The organism is Clostridium sp. (assembly GCF_030532265.1).
Lineage (GTDB): Bacteria > Bacillota > Clostridia > Clostridiales > Clostridiaceae > Clostridium.
The window spans coordinates 1-17929 of record NZ_JAUNLM010000015.1 but is presented as its reverse complement, the minus strand read 5'-3'; the positions used below and the strand labels follow the sequence as shown (position 1 = coordinate 17929).

18 protein-coding genes and 1 riboswitch are annotated in these 17929 nt (G+C 24.8%); of the genes, 4 read left to right on the top strand and 14 right to left on the bottom strand.

The annotated features are described in order from the left end of the window. Window positions 1-170 precede the first annotated feature (170 nt). The 4 genes from Q4E08_RS05270 to Q4E08_RS05255 form a co-directional block, all read right to left on the bottom strand. Window positions 171-1133, bottom strand: a complete 963-nt coding sequence (locus tag Q4E08_RS05270; RefSeq protein WP_303129138.1) for a 1,4-dihydroxy-2-naphthoate polyprenyltransferase — start codon at window positions 1131-1133, stop codon at window positions 171-173. 13 nt (window positions 1134-1146) lie between these two features. After that, window positions 1147-2022, bottom strand: coding sequence for a LysR family transcriptional regulator (locus Q4E08_RS05265; RefSeq protein ID WP_303129136.1), 876 nt, complete (start codon window positions 2020-2022; stop codon window positions 1147-1149). Window positions 2023-2035: 13 nt separating this feature from the next. Continuing rightward, complete coding sequence (locus Q4E08_RS05260; protein ID WP_303129135.1) at window positions 2036-3073, bottom strand: FAD:protein FMN transferase; 1038 nt, start codon at window positions 3071-3073, stop codon at window positions 2036-2038. Window positions 3074-3335: 262 nt separating this feature from the next. Then, window positions 3336-3815 carry an FMN-binding protein gene (locus tag Q4E08_RS05255; protein WP_303129134.1) on the bottom strand — a complete coding sequence of 160 codons (480 nt, stop codon included), beginning with the start codon at window positions 3813-3815 and terminating at the stop codon, window positions 3336-3338. Between the two features lie 196 nt (window positions 3816-4011). Between Q4E08_RS05255 and Q4E08_RS05250 the strand changes: the two genes are divergently transcribed. Further along, window positions 4012-4407 (top strand): NusG domain II-containing protein, encoded by a 396-nt coding sequence (locus Q4E08_RS05250; RefSeq protein ID WP_303129132.1) that lies wholly within the window; start codon window positions 4012-4014, stop codon window positions 4405-4407. Window positions 4408-4412: 5 nt separating this feature from the next. Continuing rightward, on the top strand, window positions 4413-4934 hold the full coding sequence (locus Q4E08_RS05245) for a Gx transporter family protein (RefSeq protein WP_303129131.1): 522 nt from the start codon (window positions 4413-4415) through the stop codon (window positions 4932-4934). Between the two features lie 60 nt (window positions 4935-4994). Here the strand turns inward: Q4E08_RS05245 and Q4E08_RS05240 are convergent, their stop codons facing one another. Genes Q4E08_RS05240 through Q4E08_RS05215 form a run of 6 tightly spaced genes read right to left on the bottom strand, consistent with a single transcriptional unit; the run spans window position 4995 to window position 10754 of the window. After that, window positions 4995-5825 carry an ABC transporter substrate-binding protein gene (locus Q4E08_RS05240; RefSeq protein WP_303129129.1) on the bottom strand — a complete coding sequence of 277 codons (831 nt, stop codon included), beginning with the start codon at window positions 5823-5825 and terminating at the stop codon, window positions 4995-4997. Between the two features lie 16 nt (window positions 5826-5841). Further along, window positions 5842-6771: a prenyltransferase gene (locus Q4E08_RS05235; RefSeq protein WP_303129128.1), complete on the bottom strand. Its 930-nt coding sequence runs from the start codon at window positions 6769-6771 to the stop codon at window positions 5842-5844. Continuing rightward, a complete protein-coding gene (locus Q4E08_RS05230) occupies window positions 6771-7610 on the bottom strand; it encodes a carbohydrate ABC transporter permease (RefSeq protein ID WP_303129126.1) in 840 nt (279 codons plus the stop codon). The genes Q4E08_RS05235 and Q4E08_RS05230 overlap by 1 nt, the downstream gene beginning before the upstream one ends. Further along, a complete protein-coding gene (locus Q4E08_RS05225) occupies window positions 7591-8403 on the bottom strand; it encodes a carbohydrate ABC transporter permease (RefSeq protein WP_303129124.1) in 813 nt (270 codons plus the stop codon). Before Q4E08_RS05225 ends, Q4E08_RS05230 begins: the two co-directional genes overlap by 20 nt. Window positions 8404-8458: 55 nt before the next feature. Then, window positions 8459-9739, bottom strand: coding sequence for an ABC transporter substrate-binding protein (locus Q4E08_RS05220; protein ID WP_303129122.1), 1281 nt, complete (start codon window positions 9737-9739; stop codon window positions 8459-8461). Between the two features lies 1 nt (window position 9740). Next, the gene (locus Q4E08_RS05215) at window positions 9741-10754 is read right to left on the bottom strand and encodes an ABC transporter ATP-binding protein (protein ID WP_303129121.1); all 1014 of its coding nucleotides are present in this window, start codon (window positions 10752-10754) and stop codon (window positions 9741-9743) included. Between the two features lie 269 nt (window positions 10755-11023). Between Q4E08_RS05215 and Q4E08_RS05210 the strand changes: the two genes are divergently transcribed. Next, complete coding sequence (locus Q4E08_RS05210) at window positions 11024-11635, top strand: class I SAM-dependent methyltransferase (protein WP_303129120.1); 612 nt, start codon at window positions 11024-11026, stop codon at window positions 11633-11635. A 198-nt stretch (window positions 11636-11833) separates the two neighbouring features. On the opposite strand, the gene Q4E08_RS05205 is transcribed toward Q4E08_RS05210, so the two are convergent. Continuing rightward, complete coding sequence (locus tag Q4E08_RS05205; protein ID WP_303129119.1) at window positions 11834-12301, bottom strand: L,D-transpeptidase; 468 nt, start codon at window positions 12299-12301, stop codon at window positions 11834-11836. Window positions 12302-12406: 105 nt separating this feature from the next. Here Q4E08_RS05205 and Q4E08_RS05200 point away from each other — a divergent pair, with 105 nt between their 5' ends. After that, entirely contained in the window at window positions 12407-12562 is a 156-nt protein-coding gene (locus tag Q4E08_RS05200; protein ID WP_303129118.1) for a hypothetical protein, read from the top strand. A gap of 37 nt (window positions 12563-12599) precedes the next feature. Here Q4E08_RS05200 and Q4E08_RS05195 read toward each other — a convergent pair whose 3' ends face one another. The 3 genes from Q4E08_RS05195 to Q4E08_RS05185 form a co-directional block, all read right to left on the bottom strand. After that, complete coding sequence (locus Q4E08_RS05195; RefSeq protein ID WP_303129116.1) at window positions 12600-14015, bottom strand: L,D-transpeptidase/peptidoglycan binding protein; 1416 nt, start codon at window positions 14013-14015, stop codon at window positions 12600-12602. A 384-nt stretch (window positions 14016-14399) separates the two neighbouring features. Next, complete coding sequence (locus Q4E08_RS05190) at window positions 14400-15710, bottom strand: NCS2 family permease (RefSeq protein WP_303129114.1); 1311 nt, start codon at window positions 15708-15710, stop codon at window positions 14400-14402. A 66-nt stretch (window positions 15711-15776) separates the two neighbouring features. Beyond that, window positions 15777-15878, bottom strand: a riboswitch (purine riboswitch). Between the two features lie 148 nt (window positions 15879-16026). Next, window positions 16027-17727 (bottom strand): ABC transporter ATP-binding protein, encoded by a 1701-nt coding sequence (locus Q4E08_RS05185; RefSeq protein ID WP_303129111.1) that lies wholly within the window; start codon window positions 17725-17727, stop codon window positions 16027-16029. Between the last annotated feature and the right edge of the window lie 202 nt (window positions 17728-17929).

Genomic DNA, 17929 nt, shown 5'->3' with positions numbered 1-17929 from the left:
TTATTCTATAAGTTAAACTTATTACTGTCTATATTTGTTTATTAATTAACAAACAATCTTTTTAAATGTAAAACTTATATTTAAATTCCCCTTACCCCTTAAGAATAGCCAACTAATCCCCTACTAATTTCAATGAATATCATAATTTTTTTTTATATATCATAATAAATTTAAATATCTAATATATTAAAAATAACAAAATTGCCAATTAAAGCTAGTATATATACAAAATTTATAATGACAAAATTTTTTACTGCCAATACAAAAGTTTCTGATTTAATTTGCTTATTTTCAAATTCTTTTATATTCTTGTTTACGATAGGAATAGTAAAAAAAACTATAATTGATGTTATAGGTAAAATTTTTAAAATAATTGATATTAAAATTGCAAAGTATCCAAAATAATATAGTATTTTATATAATTTTATAGCAAAATCTTCTCCTATATAATATGGCAACGTGAACCTTGATACTTTTTTATCATCTTCTAAATCACATATGTTATTAGATAACATTATATTAGCTATTCCTGTTATTAAAGGTATACTTACTAAAAATATGCTAATAGTTTCAAAAATATTGATTTTTGCTATAAATTCACCATTTAATATACTTATCGAAAAATATCCTAAATCAAATATATTAATATATATAGTTAAAAATGTAATTAAGAACCCCATAAATAATCCTGAAAAAACTTCTCCAAGAGGCATTCTTGATATAGGTATTGGTCCAAAAGTATAAAATATTCCTATAAAAAAGCATATTACTCCTAAAAATAATACTAACAAACTTGTCCTAACAGTTAATATTATTCCAAATATTATAGATATAAATAGTAATGTATATATAGTTATAATCCCTTTCTTTTTAGAAATTTTATGAATAAACATTGGATTTTTACCAAAATATTTTCCATTACTATGTTTTATTTCATTTTCATAATCACAATAATTATTTATTGCAGTTGTTACCATATCAAAACATATCATTGATATAAACATAAATATTAAATTCGCTAAGTCTACCTTTCCATATCTGTATATACTATATAAAGTTCCAAATAAAAATGGAATTAAGCTAGCTATTTTTGTCTGTATTTCAACAAAACTTAAATATCCTTTTAAAGTCATATTGCTCACCTATTTAAACCGCTATATTTTTATTATCATAATTTAAAACTTTTTCTAAATCTTTAATAAATATATTTATTTTCTTTTTAATTCTATTCTCAATATTTTTTCTATAAGTTATAAATAAGTCATATGACTTTTCATAATTTTTAAAGCCTAAATCTATAAACTCCCCTGACTCTATCTCTGACCTTACAGCTATTTTAGGAACTATTGCTAAAGTATTGCTATTATTTAAATATTCTTTTATAGTGCTTAAGCAATTACTTCTTAAGGTTATATTAATGTTATCAAAGTCTCTAATGCTATTTAAAATATTACTTCTTCCATCATCTAATATAGCTACTGATTGATTAGATATGTTTTCTTCTTTTATTTTTTCTCTGCTTATAAATATAAGGTTATCACTTCCTATATAATTTGATGATAAATCTACATCATATATCATATTGCACCCTACAACTATATCTGACTTATTATGAAGTAATAAAGATTGTTGATTACTTTCCCAATTATTATTTATATTAACATTAAAATTTTTAAATATTTTCCCTATATCTTTTGCAATTCTAGAAACTAAGAAATTTGCTGATATATTAGCATTTGTTATTTCAAGGTCGTATTTTAAAGAATTTTTTATATTTACATCTTGTACCATATTATTATGATAATTTAAAATTTTCTTTGCGTAATTATACACTATCTTCCCTTGCTCTGTTAATTCTACACCTCTATTACTTCTTTCTAATAATTTTGCTCCAAGCTCTTTTTCTAATTTTAAAAGTTGATGACTTAGTGCGGGTTGAGATATATGTGAATTATTTGCCACCTTAGATATACTTTTTAACTCCGCTACTTCATAAAAATATTTTAAACTATCTATTTGCATGTTCCTTCCCCCTTTAATTAACTAATTTATAATTTTCATTAATTATTTTAAAGTCTTCTTTTATACCATCTGTAACATAAACCTTCTTATCATTAGTTATAAAAATTGCATCTACTCCATCAATTTTATTAACAAACTCTATTCCTTTATCTATTCCTTTGGTAAAAACTAATGTAGATAGTGCATCTCCATCTATTGATTTATCTGATATTATAGATACTCCAGCAATATTTGTTTCATATGGGTACCCCGTTTTAGGATTTAATATATGATGATATTTTTTACCATTCTTTTCTATATACCTTTCATAAATACCACTAGTTACAACAGATTTATTAGCTACAGTAACTGTACCAATTGCATTACCTCTATCAGTAAATGGATCTTGTATACCTATCTTCCATTTATTATTTTCTTTTTTATAACCTAATGCATATATGTTTCCACCAAGATCTATAATTGCTGAATTAACACCTTCTTCTTTAAGTATTTTTGCTATTTCATCAGCTGCATATCCTTTTGCAATACTTCCTAAGTCTAACATCATTCCTTTTTCTTTCAAAAAAACTTCTCTATTATTTTCATCTATGTAAACATTCGAGTAATCTATACTTTTAATAGCTTGTGAAATTTCTTTTTTTGTAGGAACTTTCGCCTCAGGTAATCCTATGCTCCAAAGTTTAACTAATGGTCCTATTGTAATATCATAATCCCCGTTAGAAAGTTTTGAGTATTCTAGCCCTTTCTTAACTATATTAAAACTATCTTCACTTAACTTTACAGCTTTTATTCCTGAGTTTTTATTTAAATTATCTATTTCTGTATTTGATTTATTTATACTTACTAAATTTTCCAATTCTACTATTTTATTAAATACCTTGTCCAATATTTTTTCACTTCCACCCTCATAAAGAGTTACCTTTATAGATGTTCCCATAAAAAGCTCAGTTCTACTTATAGGTTCATTATCATTTTTACTTTTACATCCATAAAATCCTATACTAAATACTATAAGCATTAAAAATGTTATAATTTTAGTTTTTTTCCTCATTAAATTCTTCCCCTTTATTATTAATTTTTCTTATACTGTATTAACATTTTGTTTACAGTTCGTTTATATTTTACTTTTTTTATTAAACTTTTACAATATAAATTCTTATTTTTATTTTTTATTTTAAATTCACTATATATATATATAAAATTATTTTTTATAAATTAAATTATTTATTAAATAATCATTTTTATTCAATCATTTTTATAAATAATAAAAATAAGCCAATGATCTTAAATCATTGGCTTAAAAATATATAATATTATTTAACTTCAACTAATTCTTTATCAGTTTTTCCTTCTTTTGCATTATTTAAAGCTTCTTCAAATAAAGTTTTAGCTTTAGCTGATGAATTTGTAGCACCAGTTACTGCATCAAAATCTGCTGATTGAGCTTTAACTACACCTTCTTCAATTTTAACTTCATATTCTGAAGGATTAGTGCCTGCTTTTTCTTTCATCATTTTATTGTATTCTTTATCTTCTCTCTTATCACCTTTATCAGTAAACTCATTATATTTAGCTTCTGTTATTTTTCCGTCTTTTATTGTAACTGAAGCTCTAGCTTTTCCACCATTATCATCTGCATTTTTTGTTTCAACTTCGTATGTTCCATCTTTCATAGTTGCTTCTTGTTTACTATTATCAGCTGCTGGTGCATCAGTTTGTTTATCTCCTCCACAAGCAACTAATGATAATGATAATGCAGCTGCAAATAATCCTACTAATAATTTTCTTTTCATTATTATTCCTCCTAAAAATTTATAAATAAATAAAAAAATTAACTATTTTCATCAAGGATTATACACTGAAATAATAAAACTTTATTAACGTATATTTTTATATAGTATAAAAATTTTCTATTACCAATTTTTCTTGTAATAAATTAAACTTTAATTACAGATTTATTAATAAAATTAATTTATCAGGAGAAAACTAATGAAAATATTCAAAAAATTAGATATTGTTATAATAATTTTTCTTATAATAATATCCTTTACGCCTTATTTTATATCTGCTAAGGCTTTAAATAAAAACTATTCTTCCACTTACGCTAATATAAAGGTGTCTGGAAAATTATATAAAACTATTAATTTATCATCTATTAAAAATGATGAAAAAATAGTTATAAACACAGATAAAGGAACTAATACTATACTTATAAATAAATCAGGTATTAAGATGATTCATGCAGATTGTAAAGATGAACTTTGTGTAAAACAAGGAACTATAAATAAAGTAACAGAAAGTTTAGTTTGCTTACCACACGAATTAATCATTGAAATTAAAGGAGATGAAAGTACTAATGATGATGATATTATACTTTCACATTAATAAATATGAAGTTAAGTAAAACTAGTAAAATGATTTATATATCTTCTTTAGTATCTATGGCTTTAATTCTTTTTACAATTGAAAATATGATACCTGTACCATTTATAACTCCAGGAGCAAAACTTGGACTAGCAAATTTAGTTATAATGATTGCAATATATACATTAGACAACTATAAGCAAGCCTTTTTAGTTTTAGCTTTAAGAATAATTCTCTCAAGCTTATTAGTAGGGAATTTATCTACATTAATTTATAGTTCAGTTGGCGGAATTTTAAGCTTTTTTGTAGCAATTTTAGTTAAAGAACTTTTTAAAGATAAAGTTTCTATAATTGGGGTAAGTGCTTCTGCTGCTGTTTTTCATAATGTTGGACAGCTCCTTGTAGCATCTTTAATCTTAAATAATTTTGGTATTTTTCTTTATTTACCTATATTATCTATAGCAGGAATAGGAACTGGAATATTTGTTGGAATATCAGCAAATTACTTACTAGCTCACTTAAGAAAATTACCTTATTTTAAAAATTAACACTAACTACACTTTATATAAAAAAAACACAGATATAAAATTTTATATCTGTGTTTTTTATTAAAATATTTTTGCTATAAGCTTTTCGCCATCATACATATTTTTTATTTCATTATTTTTATACATCCATTCATTACAAAAATTAAAATCATCTAACTCGAAATTTTTTCCATATTCAAACTCAAATTCTTTTAATCTCTCCGCTTCTTTAGTATCATATTTTGCATATTTTAGTCCTATTTCAACCTTTTCTTTATCTGTACTTTCATTAAATATTTTTTTAGCTTCTTCTAAAGACTTATGAAAATTTTTAACTGCTTCTTTATTTTCTATATAATAATCTTCATCAAAACACCACATAACAAGGTTTCTTTTACTTTCTCTTAAACTCCATACTTTTTTAAAACCATAATCTTCCATTTCTGTTATAAAAGGTTCTATAGCAACTAAACCGTCTATTTTTCCACTTTTTAAAGCTTCCATGCGCTCATAAGTATTATTAATCCATATAATTTCCGGTTTTTTTACTATATCTTTTAAATCATCTTCTAAAAACAACCTAAACATCCCTTTTCTATTAACACCAAATTTTATTTTTTCTTTTTTACTATCAAATCTTTTTGATACAACTAAACTTATTGTTCTAGTTAAATTTGATGTTATAATACATCTTTTCCCTCTATCTAACATATAAAAAAAGAAAGTTAAATCTCCCATCATAGCATCAGATTCATTTTCTAAAAATGGACTTTTACTACCAAAATTAAAATCATATGGAACTTTTAAATTAACATCTATATTATACTTTTTAAATATTCCAAGTTCCTTTGCAAGAATAGCTGGAATAGATAGTGGATTTTTTCTAATTAATATTAAATTCATTTTATCCATAATAGCTTTCCTTCCTTTACTTAAATACTATAAAAAATAAAAACTCTATTGATACTAAAATATGAAAAGAATATATAAGAAGAAGTGGTCTAGGACCCCATTCTCTTCCCATTTCTTTATAAACTTCCTGTATTTTATAATAATCTTTATAGAACTTTACATATCCATAATAGTAAAATGTAAATAATCCCGTAATAAAAATTATTAAATTTATACTTCCAATAAAATATAAGATTATCCAAGAAACTACCATTACTATTCCTTCTGGAATAAGTATTTTTATTGAATTTCTAAATCCAATTACATGAGGAAGCGTTATCCTTACTCCCTTGTCTTTTATATAATCTGATGTATTATTTGTAGACATCAAAAACACAGTCATTATCATTGAAATTAAAGAATATATAAAAATTTCTAATTTAAAGCTTCCTAGTTGTATATAAGCTGATACTAATGAACTTATTAATCCAACAAAAATTCCTGAAACAATTTCTCCAACTGGATAAAGTATATATGGTTTAGGTCCTAAAGAATAACATATAGCTGCAATTAAACTTAAAATTCCTATAATAAGTATTTTTATATCTTTTGTTATTAATACAATTAAAATCCCAGTTGCTCCACCTAATGCAATCATAAGCATAAGTGCTATAATCGCATCTCTAATCTTTGCGTCTCCCCTTACTAAACCTTCACTACCTTTATGACCTGTAAATGTATCTTCATTCTCTTCATGTTTTATATAAGCTCTTATTTCATTAGCAATATTAGCTACAATGTTGAAACAAAACCCTGAAATAAACATAAGTAGTAATAATAAAACCTTTATATCACCACATAAGTAAGCTCCAAAAAGTCCTCCACTTAAAACTGGAAGTCCAGTTGCAAAGCCTGTCCTTATTTCCATAACAGTATATGCTCTTTTAAAAAAATTTCTATCTTTCATTATTTAATACTCCCTGCTGTTATTCCTCTGTATATATACTTTTGTAAAAATAAAAAAATTAAAATCATTGGTATTATACTTATTATTACTGCTGCGCATATAACATTCCACTCTATTTTATCTGGACCTATAAATTTGAATATTGTAGTTGAAACAGTATTTAAGTTTTCTCCTGGCATATATAAAAAAGGAATGTAAAAATCATTATATATTGATATAACTTTAATCATTGCAATAGTTGCAGTGGCTGGTTTAAGTAAAGGAAATATAACTTTTTTATATAATGTAAAATAATTTCCTCCTTCTAACAAAACAGCCTTATCTATGTCCTTAGGTATTTTTTCAAGCATTTGCAAATAAATATAAATCATTAAAACATCAGCACTTAAATATAAAATTATTGGAGCTAATCTAGTATTGTATATACCTATTGCATCTATTATTTTGAATGTTGCAACTTGTGATATTTCCATAGGTACTATAGATACTAAAAGATACATAAATAAAATAATTTTTTTGTATTTAAACTGGAAACGATTAATAATAAAAGCAACCATAGATCCTATAAGTATACTTCCACCTACTCCAAATAAAATTAATACAAAAGTATTAAAAAATCCTATAAACATTTTTCCATCAATAAAAGCCTTTTTATAATTTTCAAAGTTTAAAAAACTATTAGGAATATCTATTCCATTAGTTGAATTAAACTCATTTAAAGTTTTAAATGACCCAAAAAATACTGTTATAAGTGGAATTAATATAATTAAAGCCCATAAAATTAAAATTATATATTTAATTATTTTTAAAATTATATTTTTAATATTCATATTCATCATTTTTACAAACTCTTTTCTGTATAAATGTCATAACAATAATCACAATACTAATTATTACTGCCATACTTGCTGCAAGCCCTATTTTTTTATTTTCAAAAGCAGTTTTCATAGTCATTAATAAAAATGTTGTTGTTCCATTTGAACCATTTGTCATTATCATAGGTATTTCAAATGCTGATATAGCACCTATTATAAGTAATGTAAAATTAATCTTTAATACTGTATGTATATTAGGTAATATAATATATCTAACTTTTTGGAATACTGTTGCTCCTTCAATTTCTGCTATTTTTAAATATTCCTTTGGTATAGTCTGTATAGCACCAAAATACATAATAAAACTAAATCCTGTAAATCTCCATAAGGATATACTAGCTAAAGTATAATTAACAAATCTTGGGTCACCAAGCCAATAATTTATAATATTTTCAAGTCCTAAAAAAGTTAATATTTGATCAAAAGTTCCATCAGGTGTAAAAAACATTCTAAAAATCATAGAAATTGCCACTCCACTAATTAATAATGGAAATATATAAATTCCTTTAAAAAAGTTTTTTAATTTCACCTTAAAAGATAAAATTATTGCAAGATATAATCCAATAACAATTTGAACAACTCCAGATATAAAATAATACAAACTATTTTTAAAAACTTCTATATAATTAGGATCTGTAAATATTTTTATAAAGTTATCAAAACCTACAAACTCTTTGTTACTAGATAATCCATTCCATGAAGTAAAACTATAATTTATTAACGATATAATAGGCAAAAAACCAAATAATACTAACAATAATATAGGAAAAAAAAGAAAGAAAAAGATAATCTTTCTTTCTTTTTTTAAAAGCTTACTTTTCATTATTTTTTACTGCTTTTTCCCACTTATTTTCTAATTCTTTTATATAATCATTATAACTTTTATTTTGATTTGGATATAAGCCTATATTTATAGTATTTTGAAGAACGTCATTAAGTCTTCCAACACCAACTTCATTAGCTATATCGCTATATAATTTATCTGTTTCTGGTGTTTCCTTTGGAACTGTAAGTATTATATTATTTTCTTCAAACATTTTCTTTTGATCAGCACTTAAACTATTTTTATCTGGGCTCATTCCACCAAATTCTTTTGCATAACCACTTTCATTTGAAATAAAGAATTCTAAAAATGCTTTTGCAGTTTCTTTATTTTCACTATTTTTATTTATTCCAACAACTGCTGGCGCCCCAAATGGTATGCTTGTTTGTCCATTAAATTTTACTGGAAATGGAGCTATTTTTATTGCTTCTTTATTGTCACCTTTAGCTAACTTTTGTATATCTGGCACCTCTTGAGATCCCATCATAAACATTGCCACTTTCCCATCAGCAAGCAATTGCATTGACTTTCCGTAATCTCCAGTTATAGGATCCTTTTCTGTTAATCCTTTTGAGGATAAATTATAAAATAAATCCATAACTTCTCTTATAGGCTGTCCTTCCTTAAATGCTGTTCCTTTTTTAAGCATTTCTGATCTATATTGCTCTCCACCATATGAAGTTAATGCTCCACCCCATACACCTAAAGTATTGTTATAGTTTGTATAAAATGGTATAGCATCAGTATTCTTTTTTATTTTTTCACAAGCTTCTATCATTTCTTCTAAAGATGTAGGCATTTTTTCTACTCCAGCTTTCTTTAAAACATTTTCATTATAAATTATACCTAATGAATTTAATGCAGCTGGAAGTCCATAAGATACTCCATTATAATCAGCTTCTGTAACATCTATATATTTTTCTTCTAAATCCTTAACATTTCCTAATGGTTCAAAATAATTTTCATATTCCTCTGGAGTTGCATTCATACTAAACGGTACAAATAAGACATCACCATAGTTTTTAGTGTTCATTCTTGTTGTAATATAATTTGTGTAATCATTTGATGATTCAAATACTACATCCTCAACTTCTGGATATTTTTCTTTAAATTTTGTTTCTATATCCTCGAATAACTTATCAGCATCAGTTCTATCAGTTACAACTGTTATAGTTCCTCCAATCTTTCCTGCTGCTTCTTTTTTCTCTGTTCCACATCCAGTAAGAATAAGTGGTAATAATATTAAAATACTAAGTAATTTTTTTCTCATTTCATTCTCCCCTCATATTTCTTTTGTTATTTTTATTAAAAATATTAGCTTCATTTAAATCAAAACTAATATATAATTCATCATTTAAATTAATATTTTCTAAATTAATTACCTTACTAGTAAATTTCTTATTTAAATAATTTAAATAAACAATATATTCGCTACCTAAGTATTCTATTTTTTCAACTTTTGCTTTTATATTTCCACTATTTAAATTAATTTTTATATTTTCTGACCTAACTCCTAAGATATACTTACCCTCATCTATATTATTTAATAAATCATTCTTTTTTAGTTTTATTGTCCCTTCAATAATTAACTCATCCTTTTTAATTTCTAAATCAAACAAATTAATTTCGGGTTTTCCTATAAATTGTGCTACAAATATATTATTTGGATTTTTATAAATTTCTTTTGGACTTCCTATTTGTTGAATAACTCCATCATTTAAAATGACAATTTTGTCTGCCATAGTTAAGGCTTCCACTTGATCATGAGTTACATATATAGTTGTTGCATTTATTTTTTTATGTAATGTTGTTATTTCATTTGATGTTTGATTTCTAAGTTTTGAATCTAAATTAGATAAAGGCTCATCCATTAAAAATAATTTAGGTTCTCTAACAATGGCACGTGCTAATGCTATTCTCTGTCTTTGACCACCAGATAAGTTTTTAGGTTTAGCATTTAAGCAATCTTGAAGATTTAATATACTAGCAGCCCACATAACTTTATTATGAATTCCTTTTTTATCAACTTTTCTTATTTTCATTCCAAATGCAATATTTTCATATGCTGTTAAATGTGGTAATAAAGCATAGTTTTGAAAAACCATTGATATATTTCTATCCTTTGGTTCAATATCATTTATAACTTTGCCATCTAGTTCTATAATTCCACTTGTAACTTCTTCAAATCCACAAATTATTTCTAAAAGAGTAGACTTTCCACTACCACTTGGACCAACTATTACAACAAATTCTCCTTTACTAATTTCTAAATTGATATTTTCCAAAGTATTAAATTTTTTCCCTTTATACCTTTTAAATAGTTCCTTAAACACTACATAACTAATTTTTATCATCTCCAAATTAATCTATCTTAAAGCATTTTAAATTATACAAATATATGAAATTATTTAGAAATACTTTTATTCTATACAATATAAAAATCTTAAATAACTAAGCAATCAAAATCTTTTATTTTATATATCTTTTCTGTAATTGACTATATTAATATTTAATAATATTATTTTTATGTATAAAAAACTTAAGAGGTATTTTAATGAATGAACAATATTATGAAGAATTACTAAATATAAAAACTAATAAAAAGCAAGATTTAGATGAAACATCAATACACTATAACAGATACGAACCTACTGAATATTCGGCATTAAACGAATTATTTAAACATTATAAATTAAAAGAAAGTGATTCAATAATTGATTTTGGATGTGGTATGGGAAGGCTTAATTTTTTTATAAGTTATTTATTTAATTCTAAAGTTACAGGAATTGAAATGAATCATTACTTTTATAAGCAAGCTTTAATTAATAAAGAACATTTTCTTGAAAAATATAATAAGGATCAATGTAAAATTAATTTTTCTTGTATTTTAGCTGAAGAATATAAAATTAATAAAGAAGATAATAAATTTTATTTTTTTAATCCATTTTCTATTCAAATATTTATGAAAGTTTTAGATAATATTTTAGAATCAGTTTATGAATATAAAAGAGATATAGAACTTATATTATTTTATCCATCAGATGATTATATTTTCTTTTTAGAAAATTATACATTTTTTATGTTATATAAAGAAATACGACTTGAAAGCTTTAAAACTGATTCAAGAGAAAGATTTTTAATATATAAGCTAGCTTATATAAATTAAAATTATAAAATGGTATCTATAAAAAATAGATACCATTAATATTTTCTTATTTTTAATATTAAATTTTAAATTTACTTTTAAAATTAAAAATCATAATATTATAATCTTTCCTTTTCTCTCTCCAAATATAGCTCTTTTGATTTCTTTATTTAATACACAAAAAAATTAATAGTATCATATTTATTATTAATACTTGTCTTACGCAATAATAACAGGTGTTGAATTTGGTATATTATCATATATCCATTTAGCATTTTGAGTTAAAAGCCTTATACATCCGTGACTAATTTGCATTCCAAGTCTAGAATCTATTACATACTTGCCTGTACTATCATATAAAATTGAATGATAATAATATCTTCCTATAAATCTCGTTGCATACTTAGCCCTATACTGAGTAGTTCCAAAGTAAGGTTTTCTGCCTGTTATATAAAAATATCCTTTTATTGTTGGTGTAGTCTTTTTTCCAACCGTACATCTCCATTTATAAATTTGTTCCCATTTACCACCATCTTCTTTAAATATATAAGTATACTTTGTTTTTAATGATGTTGTAATTAAATATCCAGTATCACTTTTTATATTATTTTCATTAACAAACTTTAACATATCAATATTAAAATTTTTAAAATCAAGAGAATTATATATTTCAACAGGATTTTTCATAAACTTACTCCTTAAAATATTTTTTCCTTTATATTATAATATTAACTATTTATATTTTGTGATTTTAAGGCATACTAATACTGAATTACTTGTGGAGGTGATATTATGCCAAAAGATAGTCAACCAGATAAAAAAGCTTCAAGAATGCCAAAATGTAATTGTCAAACTTCCCTTACTAGTGAAGAAGGAAAAAATCACAACAGAACTCAAAAAAAACATTCTGTAAAACGTGAAGGCTTTCAAAATCAACATATAAATTAAATAAAAATACGAGTGAATAAATTCACTCGTATTTTACTTACTTATAACAAACAATAGGTGTTCCTGATGTTATATTATTAAATATTGCTTCTGCAACTGGAGGTGGTAAATTTACACAACCATGTGAGCCTTGATTTTGATATATATTTCCACCAAACTTATTTCTCCACCACGCATCATGAAGTCCTATCCCCCCATTAAATGGCATCCAGAACTTAACTGGTGTTTTATAATCTTCACCTTTTAATGTTGCATCTTTTTCCTTATAGTTTAAGTAATACACTCCTGGTGGTGTTGCCCAATTTCTACTTGCATTACCTGTAACAATATCACCTTCTGTAATAAGAGCTCCATCTTTATAATACCAAACATGTTGTTTATCTAAATTAACTTCAACATATGTATTTCCTATATCATTAGTTCCATAAGATAAAGAAGTTTGAGAGTATACTGGTTTTCTTGTAACCTTTGCACCTTCTTTTATTTCTGAAATTAATGTTTGAACTTCTTGTGGCACATTTATTTTCCATCCATAAGATCCACCACTTACTTTTACAACAGTTCCTAATGAAGTTTTAAATTCTCTTGTTTTTCCAACTGTATTATATTCATTAGCTAACCCATTTACATAATTTGAAACTGCTTGATCATCAATTACAACATTCATATCTTTATCTACATTAACCCAATTATGAATTATAGAACCATTTAAATTTATTTTATTATCTCCTATAGTGTATGTTATATCTGAAGATACATATTTATCTAATTTATCCTTAGCTTCTATAACCTTCTTTGAATCAGCTAAATATTTAGGGTTATCATAACAATTTGCTTTATCTAAGTTTACACTTTTTTGTCCATTATGAATTGCATCTACTATTACATTATACAATTTTTCTTTATTAACCTTATTACCATAGACTTCTTTTACTATTTCATACTTTCCATCAGTATATTTAAAACTAGCATTTTTAGGATTAACAATTTTATTCTTATTAAAATAAACCATCTTATTTATAGTTTTCTTTAAAAGATTTTTATCATATGATGCTAAAAGATCTATTTCAGTGTCTTTATTACTAAATATTTTTATAATCCATTTAAAAGGGCTTTGCTCTTCTTTTAGCTCTTTAACTGTTTGAGCTGCATCATATTTTAATCCTATTTCTTTTGAAGTTATTACTTCATTAGCTCCATCTCTGCCTTCTAATTCTAATTTATAATTTCCGATTTTATCTTCAATTTTCTTATTAGCTTCTTCCACAGTACATCCTGATATACTTATTGAATTAACAGATGAACCAAAATAAAAATGATTAATAAAATACATGGACATTCCTAAATATATAGCAAGTAAAATAGATATAGAAATTATAATTCCTATTATAGTTTTTTTACGATTAATATCCCTTCTCATTTTTCTACTTCCTTTATCGCTATCTTTTTCCATATTAACAATTCCTCCCTATAATACTATACCAAAATTTTTCTTCAAAGGTTGTCCTTTTTTAATACAGTAACGCTATATTAAATTTTTATTTACAATTTAATCAATTTTTAAATAATAAATTTAATTATTTTAATGTTATTACTTAAAAATTGACTTAATAATATTAAAATGCATTATAATATTAAAAAATATATTTTAAACAATTTAAAATATTTTAATTTTAATATATAAAAACATATTTAATTATATTCGTATTTTCCTATTTTGCCAATTACTATTTAGTTAAAATTTCTTTATTAGTAAATTTAATAAAAATCAAAGGAAACTATTTTTAATAGCTTCCTTATAAAAGTCATAATTTTATATTAAATTTAATCGAATCAATTAAGATAGTCCAAATATAAAGTAAAATGTAAATAAACCTGCTAAAGTATACATTATAGGATGAACAGATTTAAAGTTACCTTTTAAAACCATTAATACAACATAAGCACAAAATCCAAAAGCAATTCCTATAGCTATACTATATGATAAAGGCATTAATATAACTGTTAAAAATGCTGGAATTGCAACTTCTGGTTCTTTCCAATTAATATCAGCTAATGAAGCGCACATAAGTGATCCAACAATTATAAGAGCTGGTGCCGTAACTTCAGAAGTTACTACTGAAAGAAGTGGTGAGAAGAATGTTGATAATAAAAACATTCCTCCTACAACAACGCTTGAAAATCCAGTTTTAGCTCCTACAGAAGCACCTGATAATGATTCAATATATGATGTTGTATTAGTTGTTCCAAATATAGAACCAACACATGTTGCAATTGAATCAGCAACTAAAGCCCTAGAGCCATTTTCTATAGATCCATCTTCTTTAACAAGTCCAACCTTTGCTCCAACTGCTACTAAAGTCCCTGCAGTATCAAAGAAATCCATAAATAACATTGTAAAAACAACCATAAGCATTTGTGGTGTAAAAACTTCTTTTATATTTGAAAGTGCATATCCAAAAGTAGGTGCTATTGATGGTACTGATGAAATTACTCTACTTGGAGTATCTATAAGCCCTGATATTATTCCAACTATTACTGTACATATCATTCCAACAAAAATTGCAACTTTAACTTTTCTTGCCATTAATGCTCCTGTTAATAAAAGTCCAAATATAGCAAGTAATACTTTAGGACTTGTTAAATTACCTATTGAAACAAAAGTAGCATCATTTTGTACTACTATTCCTGCACCTTTAAAACCTATAAATGCTATAAATAATCCTATTCCAGCTGTAACTGCTGATTTTAAATTTTGAGGTATTGCTTTTATAATAAGCTCTCTAAGTCCTGATACTGAAATTATTACAAAAATTATTCCTGAAACTAAAATTCCTGAAAGAGCAACTTGCCATGAGATTCCCATCTCTCCACAAACAGTAAAAGCAAAGAAGGCATTTAGTCCCATGCCTGGTGCAAGTGCCATTGGAAAGTTTGCATATATCCCCATTATTAGTGTTCCAAATGCTGCGGCTAATGCTGTTGCAACAAAAACACTATTTTTATCCATTCCTGTTGTACTTAATATATCTGGTATAACAAATAAAACATATGACATTGTTATAAATGTTGTTATCCCTCCAATTAATTCCCCTTTTAAAGTAGTATTTCTTTTTTCAAATTTGAAAAATTTTGATATAAAGTTCATCTTTAATATTTCCTCCTTTAGTTTTTGAAATCTTTTTAAGCTTTGATTAATCTAAAGGATTGTCCATATAATCTTTAGAAAAATCGTAGTCAGACCATTTACGGTGATCTGGTAGAAACTATCGAACCTTATTTGCGATATTATACGATATTTTTTTATATTTTTTATATTATATTTCGTATATATACATAATATTATACTTATATTCATTAGTCAATATTCGTATTTATATATTTTTATATAATAAAAAAAGTAGAAATCTTTTTTAAATATAACCTTAATATTTAAATTAATTTAAAAAGATTTCTACCATTATTTATTTTCTATGAAGTTTAGAATACACTCCACCTTTTTCTATAAGTTCTTTATGTGTTCCTCTTTCTTCTATTCCATTCTCTGTTAAAACAACTATTTCATCTGCATTTTTTATTGTTGACAATCTATGAGCTACAACTAAATTTGTTCTATCTTTACTTAATTCCTCTAATGATTTTTGTATTTCTTTCTCTGTTACATTATCAAGAGCTGATGTAGCTTCATCTAAAATCATAATAGGTGGATTCTTCAAAAATATTCTAGCTATTGATACTCTTTGCTTTTGACCTCCAGATAGCTTAACTCCTCTTTCTCCTATATAAGTATCATATCCATTTGGAAGAGACATTATAAAATCATGTATCTTAGCTTTTTTACAAGCCTCTATAATTTCTTCATCTGTAGCATTCCTATCTCCTATAGTTATATTTTCTTTTACTGTACCTGTAAATAAAAATACATCTTGTGCTACAACTCCAATATTATTTCTAAGTGAATTTAAGCTAACATCTTTAATACTTGTTCCATCTATTTTTATATCCCCATCTTCAAATTCAAAAAATCTTGGTATAAGACTACATAAAGTTGTTTTTCCACCACCAGATGGCCCAACAAGTGCTACTGTTTTTCCCGCATCTATTTTTAAATTAATATTATTAAGCACTTCATTATTATCTTCATAGGTAAAAGATAAATTTTGTATTTCAATATCTCCTTTTACATCTTTAAGCTCTATTGGGTTTTCACTTTCTTTTTCTGTTTCTTGATTTATTATTTCCATAAATCTTTCAAAACCAGTCATACCATTTTGATATTGTTCTGTAAAGTTTATTAGTTTTCTAATAGGTTGCATAAACATTTTTACGTAAAGTAAATATGCTGCAAAATCTCCTAAAGTAATATAATCCATATAAGTAAAATATCCTGCAACTATTAAAACAACTAATTCTAAAAAGTCAGTTCCAAAAAACATACCTGAAAAATAACCAGCCATTACTCTATATGCTTTTTCTCTAGCTTTTTTAAATATATTATTGGATTCTTCCATCTTTTTTAATTCTTCTTCTTCATTACAAAAAGATTTAGTAACTCTAATTCCTGCTATACTATTTTCTAAAGTAGCATTTACTTCACCAATTTTAACTCTAGTTTCCTTAAAAGCTCTACTCATTCTTTTTCTTTGAGTTATTGCAAATAAAATTATAAATGGAAGTATAGAAAAAACTATTATTGTAAGTGGAATATTTATTCCTAGTAATATAAAGAAAGATCCTAATATAATTACTAAAGATATAAATAAATCTTCTGGACCATGATGTGCAAGTTCTGATATGTCCATAAGATCATTTATTATTCTAGACATTATAACACCAGTTTTGTTGTTACTAAAATATGAGTTTGGAAGTTTTTGAAGATGTATAAATACTTTTTTTCGCATATCTGCTTGCATTCTAACCCCTACAACATGACCCCAATATTGCATAAAGTAATTTAATCCTGCTTTAAGTATAAATATTAGTAATAATGCCACACCAAATATTACAAGCATTCTAAAATTTTTATTAGGAACAACATCATCCATTATGTTTCTTGTTATCATAGGATATACCAAATCACACAACGATACTGTAAATGCTGCAAATAAATCTAATATAAATAACTTCTTATAGGGCTTATAATATTTTATAAATTCTTTTAACATAATTTATCCCTCTCATTCGTATTAAATTTTAGCCGTTTAATATACATTATATCAAAAATTCAAAGTTTATCTTAACAATTAATTATTTATCATAAAAAAAGCAAAGCCTATAATTTAGACTTTGCTTTTAAAAATTAATTAGTTTTTTCATTATTATTATATTTTTCTATTATAACTTTAAATGGCAACAAAGTTGCTTTAC